General features: G+C 61.0%; 12 protein-coding genes. 7 read left to right on the top strand and 5 right to left on the bottom strand.

Annotation, left to right across the window (positions count from 1 at the left end; all coding sequences use genetic code 11):
- Positions 1–50: 50 nt before the first annotated feature.
- On the bottom strand, positions 51–1076 hold the full coding sequence (locus BLW66_RS07050; RefSeq protein ID WP_089946421.1) for a TRAP transporter substrate-binding protein: 1026 nt from the start codon (positions 1074–1076) through the stop codon (positions 51–53).
- Positions 1077–1273: 197 nt separating this feature from the next.
- On the opposite strand from BLW66_RS07050, the gene recQ reads away from it, so the two are divergent.
- The 6 genes from recQ to BLW66_RS07080 all read left to right on the top strand — a co-directional run bounded on the left by recQ (position 1274) and on the right by BLW66_RS07080 (position 7487).
- Positions 1274–3313, top strand: a complete 2040-nt coding sequence (gene recQ / locus BLW66_RS07055) for a DNA helicase RecQ (protein ID WP_089946707.1) — start codon at positions 1274–1276, stop codon at positions 3311–3313.
- A gap of 45 nt (positions 3314–3358) precedes the next feature.
- Positions 3359–4153 carry a peroxide stress protein YaaA gene (yaaA, locus tag BLW66_RS07060; RefSeq protein ID WP_089946422.1) on the top strand — a complete coding sequence of 265 codons (795 nt, stop codon included), beginning with the start codon at positions 3359–3361 and terminating at the stop codon, positions 4151–4153.
- A 124-nt stretch (positions 4154–4277) separates the two neighbouring features.
- A complete protein-coding gene (locus tag BLW66_RS07065) occupies positions 4278–5762 on the top strand; it encodes an FAD-binding oxidoreductase (protein ID WP_089946423.1) in 1485 nt (494 codons plus the stop codon).
- Positions 5763–5766: 4 nt separating this feature from the next.
- Positions 5767–6174, top strand: coding sequence for a DUF4383 domain-containing protein (locus BLW66_RS07070; protein WP_089946424.1), 408 nt, complete (start codon positions 5767–5769; stop codon positions 6172–6174).
- Entirely contained in the window at positions 6171–7226 is a 1056-nt protein-coding gene (locus tag BLW66_RS07075) for a hypothetical protein (protein WP_089946425.1), read from the top strand. Before BLW66_RS07070 ends, BLW66_RS07075 begins: the two co-directional genes overlap by 4 nt.
- Positions 7227–7487 (top strand): hypothetical protein, encoded by a 261-nt coding sequence (locus tag BLW66_RS07080; protein WP_089946426.1) that lies wholly within the window; start codon positions 7227–7229, stop codon positions 7485–7487. It abuts the gene before it with no gap.
- A gap of 50 nt (positions 7488–7537) precedes the next feature.
- Here BLW66_RS07080 and BLW66_RS07085 read toward each other — a convergent pair whose 3' ends face one another.
- Together BLW66_RS07085 and typA are read right to left on the bottom strand one after the other, a co-directional pair.
- Positions 7538–8158 carry a hypothetical protein gene (locus tag BLW66_RS07085; RefSeq protein ID WP_089946427.1) on the bottom strand — a complete coding sequence of 207 codons (621 nt, stop codon included), beginning with the start codon at positions 8156–8158 and terminating at the stop codon, positions 7538–7540.
- 133 nt (positions 8159–8291) lie between these two features.
- A complete protein-coding gene (gene typA, locus BLW66_RS07090; RefSeq protein ID WP_089946428.1) occupies positions 8292–10109 on the bottom strand; it encodes a translational GTPase TypA in 1818 nt (605 codons plus the stop codon).
- A gap of 476 nt (positions 10110–10585) precedes the next feature.
- On the opposite strand from typA, the gene BLW66_RS07095 reads away from it, so the two are divergent.
- Positions 10586–11209, top strand: coding sequence for a class I SAM-dependent methyltransferase (locus tag BLW66_RS07095; protein ID WP_089946429.1), 624 nt, complete (start codon positions 10586–10588; stop codon positions 11207–11209).
- 8 nt (positions 11210–11217) lie between these two features.
- Here BLW66_RS07095 and BLW66_RS07100 read toward each other — a convergent pair whose 3' ends face one another.
- Together BLW66_RS07100 and BLW66_RS07105 are read right to left on the bottom strand one after the other, a co-directional pair.
- Positions 11218–11991: an L-iditol 2-dehydrogenase gene (locus tag BLW66_RS07100; RefSeq protein WP_089946430.1), complete on the bottom strand. Its 774-nt coding sequence runs from the start codon at positions 11989–11991 to the stop codon at positions 11218–11220.
- Between the two features lie 17 nt (positions 11992–12008).
- Positions 12009–13367: a lytic murein transglycosylase gene (locus BLW66_RS07105; protein ID WP_089946431.1), complete on the bottom strand. Its 1359-nt coding sequence runs from the start codon at positions 13365–13367 to the stop codon at positions 12009–12011.
- Positions 13368–13431: the final 64 nt, after the last annotated feature.

A 13431-nucleotide genomic window follows, 5' to 3' on the forward strand; every position in this document is an offset into this window, starting at 1 on the left:
CGCCCCGACAGGATCGGGGCGGCTGGGTAACATACTCTTTACACGGGTAATTACTTGCTCTCGGCGACGAACGCCTGCGCGTCTTTCACAAGGGCCGCGCCATCAAGACCTTTCTCGGTGGCCTCGACGATCCATTCGGCCGTGACCTCTTCGCCAAGCGCTTTCATACGGGCGGTTTCTTCCGCGGACAACACCCCGATTTCGTTGCCGTCAGCGACCATCACCTGTTTGCCAACAACATCGCCCTCGTCATGGGCACGCCCCGCCCAACCGGACGCATATTCGCCGGAGTTGGCGTCAAGCACCGCCTGAAGATCCGCAGGCAGGCTGTTGTATTTGTCCTTATTCATCGCCCAGATGAAATAGAGGTTATAAAGCGCCTGATCGCCTGCCACATCGGTGTGGCTGTCGGTCAATTCGTCCAGCTTCAACGACGGCGACATTTCCCAAGTGATCACGCCACCATCGACCACACCTTTGGCCAAGGCCTCGGGGAAGGCAGGTACGGGCATGCCGATTGGCGTGGCGCCCATCTTGTCCAGCAACAGCGTCGCGGGGCGCGACGGGCCGCGCAGTTTGAGGCCTTTGAAGTCCTCTACCGTTTTGATCGACGGGCCTTTCTTGTGCACCAGACCGGGGCCGTGCATGTGCGCGGCAATCACGTGGACGTCTTTGAAGTCATCCATCAGGTATTTTTGGGTGAATTTCCAAGCGGCAATCGACGCCTCTTCGCCGGACTTGGTGGTCATGAACGGCAGCTCCAGCGCTTCCGCCTCTGGGAAGCGACCGGGCTGGTATCCGGGGATCACCCAGCCGCCGTCAATCGCGCCGTCGCTGATCAGGTCAAACTGGTTCGGGGCTTTGCCGCCCAGCTGCATGAAAGGGTAAAGTTCAACCTTGATGCGACCGCCAGAGTCCTTCTCGATCTTCTCGGCCCAAGGCTGCATAAAATAAGTTGGGTTCGCCGACTTGGGGGACACGAAGTGCTGGAAACGTAGTGTCACTTCCTGTGCCAAGGCAGTAGAGGCGCTCGCCAATGTGAAAAGCGCAAAAGTTGTCGTTTTTAGAAAGGTCATCCAAGGACCTCCTTTTAATAAGTACGGTAGCGAGGCTTTAACCTCTTCGTGGCCTATATGTAAGTACTTGCAGGGCTAGTTGCAAATCACTCGCAAAAATGATGACTACATCTGGTGGTGTCGGGGATTGTTTGCACAAGCAAAATATGGGAGATTTCGCCAAAATCGAGCATAAAACCAAAATAGGCATGACCCACATGAATGACCCGCAAAAGCTGCTGGCCGATATCTTTGGATTCGACGAATTCCGCCCCGGCCAACGTGATATTGTGGATGCCGTCTGTGGGGGTAAAAACACGCTCGCCATCATGCCAACCGGCGGAGGCAAGTCGCTGTGTTTCCAACTTCCCGCCCTTGCCCGGGACGGGCTAACCGTCGTGATCTCCCCGCTTATTGCGTTGATGCGCGACCAAGTGCGCTCCCTTCGGGCGGCGGGTGTGTCGGCGGGGGCGCTGACCTCTGGCAACACCGAAGAAGAAAGCGACCTTGTCTTTGATGCCTTGCGCAGCGGGTCGTTGAAACTGCTCTATATCGCACCGGAACGGCTGGCCTCCAGCGGCACCCGCGACATGCTGGCCCGCGCCAATTGCACGATGATTGCCGTGGACGAGGCGCATTGCGTCAGCCAATGGGGCCACGACTTCCGCCCCGATTATCTGCGCATCGGCGAGCTGCGGCGCGCCTTGAACGTACCACTGGCGGCCTTCACCGCCACAGCCGACGCCGAAACCCGCGAAGAAATGGTCACCCGCCTGTTCGACGGCGAACAGCCCGAAACCTTCATGCAAGGGTTTGACCGGCCAAACCTCCATCTGGCCTTTGACGTCAAAGACGGTCCGCGCCGCCAAATTCTGGACTTCGCAGCTGCGCGCCGCGATCAGGCTGGCATCGTCTACTGCGGCACCCGCGCAAAAACAGAAACGCTGGCGCAAGCCCTGCGCGAGGCGGGGCATTCTGCCTGCCACTACCACGGCGGTATGGACCCCGATGATCGCCGCGAGGTGGAGCGGCGTTTCTCCCAAGAGGACGGGTTGATCGTTGTAGCAACCGTGGCCTTCGGGATGGGCGTCGACAAGCCCGACATCCGCTGGGTCGCCCACGCCGACCTGCCGAAATCGGTGGAAAGCTACTACCAAGAAATCGGCCGCGCAGGGCGCGACGGCACCCCTGCCGACACGCTGACGCTCTATGGGCCCGACGACATCCGCTATCGTCGACAACAGATCGACGAAGGCTTGGCCCCCGACGACCGCAAAGCCGCCGACCACGCCCGCCTGAACGCGCTTTTGGGTCTGGCGGAGGCACTGGAGTGCCGCCGCGCGCCCCTGCTGGAATACTTCGGCGACACCGACATCACCTGCGGCAACTGCGACCTCTGCGAGAAGGCGCCTGAAACGTTCGACGGCACCGTTGCCGTGCGCAAAGCGCTTTCCGCAATCTTGCGGACCGGCGAATACTTTGGTGCTGGGCATTTGATCGACATCCTGCTGGGCAACTCCACCGACAAGGTGAAGGCGCGTGGCCATGACGAATTGCCGACCTTCGGCATCGGCGGCGAATACGACAAACGCGGCTGGCAGGCGGTGTTCCGCCAGATGATGGGGCGCGACCTGATCCGCCCCGATCCATCGCGCCACGGGGCGTTCCGCATGACCCAATCCGCCCGCCCCATTCTGCGCGACGAGGCGACGATCACCCTGCGCAAGGACACCATCCGCAAGGGCGCGAACCGCCCCGCCGTCAAAACGCTGGTGTCCGACGAAGACGCGCCGTTGCTGTCGGCGCTAAAGGCCAAACGCCGCGCCTTTGCAGAAGCGGCGCGCGCGCCGGCTTATGTAATCTTCAACGACAAAACCCTGATCGAGATGGCCGAAACCCGCCCTGCGACGCTCGACGAGTTCGCCCGCATTTCCGGCGTTGGTGCAAAGAAGCTCGAAAGCTTCGGGGCGGCCTTTCTAGAGGTGATTAACGGTGCCCCCGCGCCGGAACTACACCCCACCCGTCGCAAGCTGGCGGGGCGCGAGAGCGGCGCGCTCTACGATCAGTTGCTAGAGGCGCAGGCGAACCTGTCCCGCGGACCGGATGGCTATGACAAGCCGCTTAGCTGTTCCGCCTCCCTGATCGCCAAGGTGGCCGAAATCAAACCCAGCGACACCGGCTCCATGGCCCGCATTTTAGGGGAGCGACGCACGGAACGTTTTGGTGAGGCATTCCTGAATGTGCTGAAAGCCTCTTGAGGCTCATGCGCTGACCACTACATTGATCCCCAAAGGAGACCGCATATGCTGACCGTCATTTCCCCCGCCAAGAAGCTCGACATGTCCGCCGTAGACGTCACCCCGACGACGCCGGAATTTCAGGCGCAGGCCAATGAGTTGGCGCAGGTTGCGCGTGATCTGTCGGTGGATGATCTTCGCAAGTTGATGCATATCTCTGAGAACCTGGCGACGCTGAACCGCGACCGCTTCCAAAGCTTTGCGGACAAAAGCACCGCCGACAATTCCAAAGCTGCGATGTATATCTTCGCGGGCGACACCTACACGGGGCTGGAGGCGAAAAGCCTCGACGGCGACGAAGTCACATTTGCGCAGGACCACCTGCGCATCCTGTCGGGGCTTTACGGGTTACTCAAACCGCTTGATGCGATCCAGCCCTACCGCTTGGAGATGGGCAGCCGCCTGAAGACCGCGCGCGGCAAGTCGCTCTATGATTACTGGGGCAGCACGATCAGCGAGGCGTTGAACGCGCAAGCCGAGGCGCAAGGTACAGACACATTGATCAACTGCGCCAGTCAGGAATACTTCGGCGCGGTTCAGCCCGACGCCCTGTCGCTGAACGTCGTCACCCCGCAGTTCTACGAGGACAAACCCGGCGGCCCCAAGATCGTCAGCTTCTACGCAAAACAGGCACGCGGTGCGATGGCCCGCTTCATCATTCAGAACCGCCTGACCAAGCCGGCGCAAATCCGCGACTTCGACACGGGCGGCTATGCCTACCAGCCCGATCAGTCAACGCCGGACCGCCCTGTTTTTCTGCGCAGCGACGCCGCAGAAAACGCGCTGAAAAAGGCGTCTTAGCGCGCTTGAGCAACGGCTTTTGCCAACGGCGCGCAAACCCCTTAACCTGCCTCCAACCCTTATAGAGTCCGCGCCCCTTTGGTAGGCGACGCGGATCAGCACCAATCGGGGACAGAGGATTAGGATGAGCAACACAAGACGCGCATTTTTGCTCGGCACCGGCGCATTGGCGGGCGCATATGTAACCCGCAAATACTACACGACCCCTGACCCGTCGGGCCGGTTGCTTGGCACCGTGTCCGGCGACCCGCTGATCCTGAACGATGCGTCGGAGCTGTCCCCGACCCGCGTCGCCAAGCACCTGACCCTGACCGAACGCTTCAACGCGCCCCAGATAAGCACCCTCAGGGCGGAGCTTGCAGACGCGAAACGCTCAGGCCGTCCCGTCATCGCATCTGCTGCGCGCCATTCCATGGGCGGGCAAAGCATGGCCGTCGCGGGCACCACCCTCACAGTGGCCGACGAATGGGTCGAACTCGACAAAACCGCCATGACCTATCGCTGCGGCGCAGGCACCCGCTGGTCCACCGTCATCGCCAAGCTGGACGCCGAAGGCTACTCCCCCGCCGTGATGCAATCCAACAACGACTTCAGCGTCGCCGCCACATTTGCGGTCAACGCGCACGGCTGGCCGACGCCCTATTCCGGCATGGGGGCCACGGTGCTATCCCTCCGGATGATGCTGGCGGATGGCACTCTGGTCACTTGCTCGCGCGAGGAAAACGCCGACATATTCTTTGCCGCGATGGGCGGCTATGGCCTGCTCGGCGTGATCACCGACTTGACTGTCAAGATGGTCGCCAACACCCGTCTGAAACCCACCTTCGAGAAAATGGATGCCGCGCAATTCGGCACGCGCTTTGTGCAGGCGGTCAAAGGGGCCTCTGGCGTGCAAATGGCCTACGGGCGCCTTGATGTCAGCAAGGATCGGTTCTTTGAGCAGGCGGTGATGATCACCTACCGCCCCACCCAAGACCAAAGCGACCTGCCCGCCGCGCGTGGCTCCGGCTTCATGTCAAAGGCTGCGCGGTCAATCTTTCGCGGGCAGCTTGGCTCCGACAGCGCGAAGCACCGCCGCTGGTGGTTCGAGGCAGGGCTGGGCCCGTGGATTGGCGGCGCAGAGACGACCCGCAACACCCTACTGAACGAGCCGGTGATCACGCTCGACGACCGCGACGACACCCGCACTGATATCTTGCACGAATATTTCATCGCCCCTGAGAAATTCGCGGGCTGGGTCAGCGCCTGCCGCGACATCATCCCGTCAAGCTATCAGGATCTGCTCAACATTACCCTGCGCTATGTGGCCCAAGACGGCGAAAGCTGGCTTAGCTACGCCCCCGCAGACCGCATAGCCTGCGTGATGCTGTTCTCTCAGGAAAAGACCCACCGCGCGGAAGAAGACATGAGGCGCATGACCCAAGAACTCATCGACCGTACGCTTGATCTGGGCGGCAGCTACTATCTGCCTTACCGCCTACACGCACGGCCCGACCAAATGATCCGCGCCTACCCCGGCCTGCGCCCCTTCGTGGCCAAGAAACGCGCCATGGATCCCACCAACCTGTTCCGCCACGCAATGTGGGACACCTATATGGTAAGGGCCTAATCCCATGACCACTTTACGCCTTGTCACCTTCGGATACTTCATCGCGTTGCTGATCGCCGCGTCGCTGAACTACCTGCCGATCCCTGGCATCATCGACGACCAAGGCTACGCCTTTGGCATTTTCGCGCTCGACGTGTTCGACGACCTGCTCCACATCGCCTCCGCGCTTTGGGCACTTGCGGCAGCGTTGATCTCGCACCGCGCCAGCCGCACATTCCTCACCTATTTCGGCGCGCTCTATTTCGTCGACGGGCTGCTTGGCCTTGCCACGGGGTCGGGGTTCTTGGACGCGGGCATCCTGATCTACGGCTTTTATGAATACTCCAGCTTCCTTATCAAACTCGCCGCAAACATCCCGCATCTTTTCCTTGGCGGTTTCGCGCTGGCCTGCGCGTATTTTGGCCGCAAATGAAGCGGTTTCTCAAATGGCTCGGGCTGGCGTTTCTGGCGCTGATCTTGCTGATCGCCACCCCCATCGCCTACACCGAAACCATGTGCCGCGGCACACCGCTGGAACAAGCCGAGGCCGCGCATATCACCGACCCCGCATGGCAACGCGCGGAGGCACGCACCTATCTGACCTACCCCGAATGGTACATCGTCTACGCTTACGAGGGCTACGCGGAGGTCTTGCGCAGCGCCCCGCCGCATGGCTTCCCCTACACCACAGCCATCACAGGCTTTTGGTCATCGCTTTGCGCGCTAACGCCGAAAGCGGATGAGCTGGGCGCGGCAGGCGTGGATGCCAAACTGACGATCTACACCATCGGCGCCAGCTTCACGCTGGAGATGTTATTCAAAGCCGCCTATGAGGAAACCATCGGGCGCATCGTCTCTTGGACCGCCAGCACCTCCCCGCAAGACAAGGTGGAGGCAGCAATGGCCGCCGACTACGCCACCTTCCTGCAAGAAACCCCGTGGTACAAATACGACTTCAACGGCTGGCACGCCAAACTCATGGCCGCGCCCACAGAAGGCATCCGGTCCCTTGAGCGCCGCATCGCGCTTGGCATCGAATGGAAGGCCAAAGCCGCCTACGCCCGCGTCATTGCCAAGGCCGCCGGCGCGGTGGGCGCGGATGAGCTAACCATGCGCATTGCCCTCCAAGGCGTCACGCCCGACTATCTAGAGACCTATCCCGAAATCACCGTAATCTCCGGCACGGGTGATACCATAATCGCCGAAGTCCCCCGCTACCGCACCTTCACCAAACTCGTCGAAAAGCTCCGCGTGAATAACCCGCGGGCCCGCATTGCCGAGATCGCGGGCAATGATGACATTCTGATCAGTCTCGACGCCCCCGCAAACGCCTTCCTGCCAGACAGGTTGAACGTGCTCTCCGTCACCCCTCGCGTTGGCTTTCCCGACCGGTCCCGCGTGCTGATCGCCACAAAAACCGACCAACTGCTCGACGTCGCGCCCGCACCGAACCAGATGCGGGTGGAGCACATATATGACTACTGAATGCGCCCGTTCCTGATCATATCAACCATCGCCGCCGCATGGCTCGCCTTGGCCCTCGCCGCAATGCTGACCGGTTCAATCGCGACGGCAGCGGTGCCCAAAGGCACCCGCATCCCGCCAGATATCGCGATCATCGGCACCGCGCCCGGCTTGCTCATTTTGCGCAGCGATGATCCGGATTACGTGGCGAAGCTCTACGCCGCAGGCGCGGCATTCGTGCTGCCCGCCCGCCGTAAAACCTGTCTCGACCTGCAACGCTGAGGGCAGCGCGGAGCCCCCATCTCCATTTGGTCACAAATACTCAAATTCCGTCAGCAGCCGAAAAACCCGCAGTCGCGGTACTTCAAAACCACGTCAAATGTCTTGGGCAGGGTCTGCGACGGCTGCAAAATCTCAACCGTCGGGATCACCAGTTCAACCATCGTCCGGTCCTCGGAAATCGTCCCGTTGGAGCTTTCAATCTCCAACGCACGCAAGCGCATCACAATCTCGGAGCCCTCCAATCCCCCCGTAATCATGCTGAACATCGGGTTGTCGTCGGTCAGCTCGGACGGCTTGCCCTCAATGTTCTCAAAATCCAGCGGCAGAGATATTTTCAGCCGTTCGTCGTCCAGCTTGGCGAACTCCATCTCGCTCAGGAACGGGTCATCCTTCTTGGCGGTGTTGGCCTGCTCGATCGCCTCGTCGATCGTCATCGTCTCGCGGCTTTTGCATGAGACGGTCTCCGGCGTCTCGACGCGCTCCGCATCGGCGGGGCACAGGGCCGCGCCCTGCGGACCCATCATCTGCATCATGTCAAACAGTTGACGCCCCAAAATCATCGTCGTGTCCGCGCTGATGACTTCGTCTTCCCCAACGGTCACATCGGATTCAACATCAAGACAAGCCGCCAAGGGCAGCATCAATACAAGGGCAATTCGGTGTAGGCGCATTATGAAACTCCAAAAACTATGCAGCCAGTTTGCCCGAGATTGCACCCTTTGGAAAGCACACGCCCTGCACCCCGCATATGAAAAAGGCCCCGGCATATCTGCCGAGGCCTCTCATCAAATTATCGCCGTTCCCTTAAGCCGAACGCGACGCGCGTTTGCGCTCGTGTGGGTCAAGGTGACGTTTGCGCAGACGGATGGCGTTCGGCGTAACCTCAACCAACTCGTCGTTGTCGATGTAGGCAATCGCCTCTTCCAGCGACATGCGCACAGGCGTCGTCAGGCGCACAGCCTCGTCCGTGCCAGAGGCCCGCACGTTGGTCAGCTTCTTGCCTTTCAACGGGTTCACTTCGAGATCGTTCTCGCGCGAATGCTCGCCGATGATCATGCCTTGGTAAACGGCCTCTTGGCTGCCGATGAAGAACTTGCCGCGGTCCTCAAGGTTGAAGATCGCGTAGGCCACGGACACGCCGCTCTCCATGGAAATCAGAACGCCCGCACGACGGCCAGGGATGTCGCCTTTATGTGGCGCCCATTCTTGGAACACGCGGTTCAGAACACCGGTGCCGCGTGTGTCGGTCAGGAACTCACCGTGGTAGCCGATCAGGCCACGCGAAGGAACGTGGGCGATGATGCGGGTCTTGCCAGCGCCGGCGGCTTTCATCTCTGTCAGGTCGCCCTTGCGGGTGCCTGTCAGCTTCTCGATGACCACGCCGGAATACTCGTCATCCACGTCAATGGTGACTTCCTCTATCGGCTCATGACGCACGCCGTCGATGTCTTGGAACAAAACCTGCGGGCGCGAGATCGACAGCTCGAACCCTTCGCGGCGCATGTTCTCGATCAGAACGCCCATTTGCAATTCGCCACGACCGGCAACCTCAAAGGCGTCGCCGCCAGGGGTGTCGGTGATCTTGATCGCAACGTTGGATTCAGCTTCTTTCATCAGGCGGTCACGGATAACGCGCGACTGCACTTTCTTGCCGTCCTTGCCAGCCAGCGGGCTGTCGTTGATGCCAAAGGTCACGGTGATGGTTGGCGGGTCAATCGGTTGCGCAGGGATCGCGTCGTTCACGTCCACCGAACACAGGGTATCCGCAACCGTCGCTTTGGTCATACCGGCAAGCGAAACGATGTCGCCGGCTTCCGCAACCTCGATAGGCTCTTGCGCCAGACCGCGTGCGGCCAGAATTTTGGTGGCGCGGAACTGCTCGATCTTTGTGCCGTCACGCGACAATGCTTTAACCGTCTCGCCGACTTTCAGCGTGCCGGTTTCAACGCGGCCTGTCAGCAAACGACCAATGAACGGGTCAGCACCCAATGTGGTGGCCAGCATGGAAAACGGCTGGTCGCGTTTTTCAACTTGCTTAGGCGCAGGCACGTGCTCAACGATCAGGTCCAGCAGCGCGGACAGGTCTTTGCGCGGACCGTCAAGTTCCATATCGGCCCAGCCGGAGCGGCCAGAGGCGTACATGGACGGGAAGTCCAACTGCTCGTCGGTGGCGTCAAGGCTGGCGAAAAGGTCGAAGCACTCGTCCAGCGCGCGATCCGGCTCGGCGTCGCCTTTGTCGACCTTGTTCAGGACCACAATCGGGCGCAGGCCCAAGGCCAGCGCTTTGGAGGTCACGAATTTGGTTTGTGGCATCGGGCCTTCCGCCGCGTCCACCAGCAGCACAACACCGTCCACCATGGACAGGATGCGCTCCACCTCGCCGCCGAAATCGGCGTGGCCAGGGGTGTCGACGATGTTCATACGAATGCCCTTCCACTCCACCGAGGTGGCTTTGGCAAGAATCGTAATCCCGCGTTCGCGTTCCAGATCGTTACTGTCCATGGCGCGTTCGGCCACAGCCTGGTTCTCGCGGAACGAGCCAGATTGCTTAAGCATTTCATCCACCAGCGTCGTTTTGCCGTGGTCAACGTGAGCGATAATCGCAATATTGCGAAGGTCCATTAGACTAACCTTGTAAGGAGTGTTTGCGCGCGGCCTAACGCACCCGCCCTACAAAAGCCAGCCTATTCGCTGCAAAGCGGCAATTCTGGCCCCTTCAAGCTCAAAAACGTTGCTTTAGGGACGAAAACCCTGCGTCACGGGCCGCAACGAAGACTTCACACCGCCCCAACCCCGAGTGCCTTCCGCAAGAATTTGCCGTGCGCCCCAGCGCGCAGAATATTTTGATGTGATGTTGACGACGCCTAGGGTAGTAAACGACTATCTAACGGTCAATTGCGACCAAACCTGAACAGCCGCGGTAGGACCATGACGCAGATTTTGAACCAACCCATTTGCACGGCGGCCCCACGTTTGCCCTAACTCACATCACCCCCAGCCCCCGCGCGCGAGCCGCGTGAACGTCACGAAACGTTCACCTCGGCGCGACAAGCTGGCCCATAATTACCCACTCAATTTAAGACCCAGAAGGACACAGCATGGAACTTAGCGCAGTCAAGAATTCATACGCGCGGTGGGCTCCGGTCTATGACAAGACATTCGGCGCGATCACCAAAGCGGGACGGCGCGCGGCCGTGGACTTTATCAACTCTCAGAACGGCGAAACCACGCTGGAGGTTGGCGTCGGCACCGGATTGGCGCTGCCCCACTACCGCGCAGACCTGAACGTCACGGGCATCGACTTCAGCGACGAGATGCTGCGCAAGGCCCGCACCAAGGTCAGCGAGCTTGGCTTGAACAACGTGCAAGAGCTTCGCCAGATGGATGCGCGCTATCTGGATTTTGCCGACAACAGCTTTGACACCGTCGCCGCCATGCACATCATCTCCGTGGTGCCGGAGCCGGACCGCGTGATGTCGGAAATGGCCCGCGTCTGCAAACCCGGCGGGAACATCGTGATCACCAACCACTTCGCCCGCCAAACCGGCTTTCTGGCGCGGGTCGAGAAGCTCTCCGCGCCCTTCGCCAACATCTTGGGGTGGCACTCCGACTTTGCGATTGAAACCGTACTCGGTCAGCCCGATCTGGCATTGGTGGAGCGCAAGGCCCTGCCGCCCATGGGCATGATGACCTTCCTAGTGCTGAACAAGCCGCACGCCTAGGCGGGCGGTCAGCTCATCCACTGGCCGCCATCGACGTTATACGTCTGGGATACGATGTAATCTGCGTCGGGTGACGCCAAGAACACAGCCATCCCCGTAAGATCCGCAGGCACCGCGAAGCGGCCCGCAGGCACGCCTGCCTCAACTTCGGCCTTCTTCTGGCCCAGCGGCTTGCCCTCCAGCTTGGCGAACATCGCGTCCACGTGCTCCCAATGCGCCCCGTCCACCACGCCCGGCGCGATGGCGTTGACGTTGATCCCGTGCTCGATCAAATCCAGCCCCGCCGACTGCGTCAGCGATATCACCGCCGCCTTGGTGGAGCAGTAAACGGCGACCAAAGCCTCGCCACGACGGCCCGCTTGCGACGCCATGTTGATGATCTTTCCGCCATGCCCCTGCGCGATCATCTGCCGCGCCGCAGCTTGCAAGGTGAACAACGTCCCCGCCACATTCACCGCGTAAAGCTTCTCATAGCTGGCGCGTGTGATATCGACCGTCCGCGACGCGTCAAACAGCGCCGCGTTGTTGATCAAGATGTCCAGCTTCCCCGCACGCTCCACCACCGCCGCAATCGCGGCGTCGATGCTGTCTTGGCGGGTCACGTCCATCTCCACGGCATAGGCCGCAGAGCCAATGTCCTTGGCGGCGGCCTCGGCAGCCTCAAGATTCACATCAGCAATCGCCACAGTGGCGCCCTCGGCGATATACGCCTCGGCAAAGCCGCGCCCGATGCCACGCGCAGCACCTGTGATCAGCGCCGATTTTCCATCCAGTCGTTTCATGTCAAACCTACCACCGGCTACCGCAGCCGCTTTAATATATCCAAAGACGCATACCCGTCCGGCACCAACCCGACAGAGCGCTGGAACCCGCGCACCGCCTCAATCGTCAGCGGGCCGATCTTGCCGTCGATCTTCTTGGTGTCAAAGCCCTTGGCCGTCAGAAGTTGTTGCATCTCCTTGCGTTCCGCGAACTTCAACGCGCGGTCCCCGCGCGGCCAGTCCGACTGGATCGCGGGTTTGCCCTTCAGCCGATCCGACAGATGCCCCACCCCGATCACATAGGCATCGGCGGTGTTGTACCGCTCGATCACCGCGAAGTTCTTGAAAATCATGAACGCGGCCCCCTTGGCCCCTGCCGGCAGCAAAATGGACGCCTGCCCGTGGTTCGGCACCGTTTGCCCGTCCATGCCCTTGATCCCCATCGCGCCCCACTGGGCGGGGGATTTCATAATCTTGCGGTCCGCCAACGCGTAATCGAACCCGCTGGGCACCCGCACCTCAACGCCCCACGGCTGGCCTTTGACCCAACCGAATTTCGCCAGATAGTTGGCGGTGGAGGCCAGCGCATCCGTCGGATCATCGCCCCAGATGTCACGTTTGCCATCGCCGGTGAAATCCACCGCGTAATCCAGATAGGACGTCGGCATAAACTGCGTGTGCCCCATCGCCCCCGCCCAAGATCCGGTCATCCCGCGCGGGGCCACATCCCCCGCCTGCAAAATCTGCAACGCGGCGATCAACTGCTGCTCAAAGAACTTGGCGCGCCGCGCGTCGAACGCCAGCGTCCCAAGCGAGCCCACCAGATCGCTGGAGCCTTTGAACGTGCCATACGCGCTCTCCAGCCCCCACACGGCGGCGACGACTTCCTTGTCGACGCCGTAGCGCGCCTCGATCCGGTCCAGCGTCGCGCGGTGCTTGGCAAGCGCCGCCTTGCCGTTGGCAATGCGTACGTCGCTGGCAGCGCTGTCCAGATACTCCCAAAGCGTTTTGCTGAATTCCGACTGGTTGCGGTCGCGCTTGATCACGTCCGGATCATAGCGCACGCCACGAAACGCCGCGTCGAAGGTGGCGCCCGATATCCCTTGCGACATGGCACGCGGGCGAAACGCTCTCACCCAAGCCTCGAACCGCGCGTTCGATACCGCCAGCTCTACCGGTGGCGCACCCGCTGGCGCGGCCTCGCGGACCACGCCGCGCAGCCGTGGACGCAGCGATCGCTCCACCGCAAATGCGGAGGTTGTCGGCGCAATAATCAACCCTGCCTGCACCACAGTCGCGCCCAGATCAGGGCGCACCATTGGCCGCTTCGACGCCTCGGTCGCGTCAGCGCCCTGCGTCAGGAAAATGGCCGCGATAGCCGCACCAAAATATCTCATGTTGGACACCTGCTCGTGTTCTCGATTTGGAAACAGTCTACCCAGATTCCCAAGCCGAGGAAAG

This window comes from Litoreibacter albidus (assembly GCF_900107015.1).
Classification (GTDB): Bacteria; Pseudomonadota; Alphaproteobacteria; order Rhodobacterales; family Rhodobacteraceae; genus Litoreibacter; species Litoreibacter albidus.

What these genes read in the sequence shown, in the direction of transcription:
- BLW66_RS07050 (WP_089946421.1), bottom strand. Translation starts at nt 1,076, where the DNA reads ATGACCTTTCTAAAAACGACAACTTTTGCGCTTTTCACATTGGCGAGC.
- recQ (WP_089946707.1), top strand. Translation starts at nt 1,274, where the DNA reads ATGAATGACCCGCAAAAGCTGCTGGCCGATATCTTTGGATTCGACGAA.
- yaaA (WP_089946422.1), top strand. Translation starts at nt 3,359, where the DNA reads ATGCTGACCGTCATTTCCCCCGCCAAGAAGCTCGACATGTCCGCCGTA.
- BLW66_RS07065 (WP_089946423.1), top strand. Translation starts at nt 4,278, where the DNA reads ATGAGCAACACAAGACGCGCATTTTTGCTCGGCACCGGCGCATTGGCG.
- BLW66_RS07070 (WP_089946424.1), top strand. Translation starts at nt 5,767, where the DNA reads ATGACCACTTTACGCCTTGTCACCTTCGGATACTTCATCGCGTTGCTG.
- BLW66_RS07075 (WP_089946425.1), top strand. Translation starts at nt 6,171, where the DNA reads ATGAAGCGGTTTCTCAAATGGCTCGGGCTGGCGTTTCTGGCGCTGATC.
- BLW66_RS07080 (WP_089946426.1), top strand. Translation starts at nt 7,227, where the DNA reads ATGCGCCCGTTCCTGATCATATCAACCATCGCCGCCGCATGGCTCGCC.
- BLW66_RS07085 (WP_089946427.1), bottom strand. Translation starts at nt 8,158, where the DNA reads ATGCGCCTACACCGAATTGCCCTTGTATTGATGCTGCCCTTGGCGGCT.
- typA (WP_089946428.1), bottom strand. Translation starts at nt 10,109, where the DNA reads ATGGACCTTCGCAATATTGCGATTATCGCTCACGTTGACCACGGCAAA.
- BLW66_RS07095 (WP_089946429.1), top strand. Translation starts at nt 10,586, where the DNA reads ATGGAACTTAGCGCAGTCAAGAATTCATACGCGCGGTGGGCTCCGGTC.
- BLW66_RS07100 (WP_089946430.1), bottom strand. Translation starts at nt 11,991, where the DNA reads ATGAAACGACTGGATGGAAAATCGGCGCTGATCACAGGTGCTGCGCGT.
- BLW66_RS07105 (WP_089946431.1), bottom strand. Translation starts at nt 13,367, where the DNA reads ATGAGATATTTTGGTGCGGCTATCGCGGCCATTTTCCTGACGCAGGGC.